Genomic DNA, 1,495 nt, shown 5'->3' with positions numbered 1-1,495 from the left:
AATGTAAAATATTTTGTGTAAATGATTGAATTACAATAAATGGTTAATACTATAACTATAAGATTCTTACCTACTAGGGGGATAGGGCAATGCTGGGGAGCACCCCGAGCACCTAGTAGGGTTCTGTACAAAAGTGGAGAGGAGTTATCCTCTCTTTTTCTTTTGGGAGAACCAAAGCGATAAACCCTTAGGGCATAGCCCTAAAGCGTAAGAAAATAATAAAAAATGATTATTTCCCAAATCGCCCCTCAAACATTATTTCAAACTGTTGTTTACATTCTAACCATCCAGACACAGGAATAGTCCATTTATCCGTTACACCTATAGTCGCTAGATAAACAATTTTTCTTAAAGCATTATCCGTAGGATAAGCCGTTTTCGTTTTGGTGACTTTTCTTAGTTGTCGGTGAAAGGCTTCCATAGTATTTGTTGTATAAATTAATTTTCTAATTTCCACTGGATAAGAGAAATAAGTGGTAAGTTCTAACCAATTATTTTCCCATGACTTAATAACAGATGGATGCTTCTTTTCCCATTTTGCTTTAAATTCTTCAAAGGCCATTTCCGCCTGTTCAATGGTAAAAGCCTTATAGACATTCTTTAAATCGTTCATAAATTCTTTACGATTTTTATTGGGAACAGTCTTGGAATTATTCCGTAGTTGATGAATAATACAAGATTGAACATCAGTCTTAGGAAAAGTAGCGTTAATGGCTTCAGTAAAACCAGAAAGCCCATCTTTACAGGCTATTAGGATGTCTTCGACCCCGCGACTTTTTAAATCTTGACATACATTTAACCAAAAACTAGCACTTTCTTCTTCGCCAATCCAAATACCTAAAATATCTTTTATCCCATCAGTATTAATACCAAGAACGGTATAAGCAGCTTTACTCACAATCCTATTTTCATGCTTTACCTTAAAATGAATAGCATCTAAAAATACAATGGGATAAACAGGTTCTAGTAGACGGGATTGCCATTCATAAACAAGCGGCAAAACCTTATCCGTTACCTTACTAACTAAAGTCGGAGAAACGCTAATTCCATATATGTCTCTCATATGACTTTCTATGTCTCTAGTAGACATTCCCTTGGAATAAAGGGCGATAATTTGATCCTCTAAGCCATTGATGGAGGTCTCATACTTTTTAATAATCTGAGGCTCATATTCTCCTTTACGATCCCTAGGGATATTTAATTTAGTTTCACCCAACTTAGATTTAATGGTTTTTTTACTATATCCGTTTCGACTATTTCCCGAGTTAATACCATTAACATTGTGTTTAGAGTAACCTAAGTGTTCCTCGATTTCAGCTTCAAATACTTGTTGAAGAGTTTCCTTAAAAAGTTCTTTTAACATCATGTGGATATCATCCACTGTTTCACATTGACTGGCCAACTCTCTAATTGTCATATTCCGTAGATCTTGCATAAATGATCATCTCCTTAATTGGTAAGTATAACCATTTACACAAAATTATAGACGCTCTCC

1 protein-coding gene is annotated in these 1,495 nt (G+C 34.9%); it reads right to left on the bottom strand.

Annotated features, from left to right (window positions below):
• Positions 1-229: 229 nt before the first annotated feature.
• Positions 230-1,435, bottom strand: coding sequence for an IS256 family transposase (locus tag BCI01S_RS24420; RefSeq protein WP_061801339.1), 1,206 nt, complete (start codon positions 1,433-1,435; stop codon positions 230-232).
• Positions 1,436-1,495: the final 60 nt, after the last annotated feature.

It is taken from the genome of Niallia circulans NBRC 13626 (assembly GCF_001591585.1).
GTDB lineage: Bacteria > Bacillota > Bacilli > Bacillales > Cytobacillaceae > Niallia > Niallia circulans.
The sequence above is the reverse complement of the archived record's forward strand: the minus strand, read 5'-3'. Positions and strand labels throughout refer to the sequence as shown.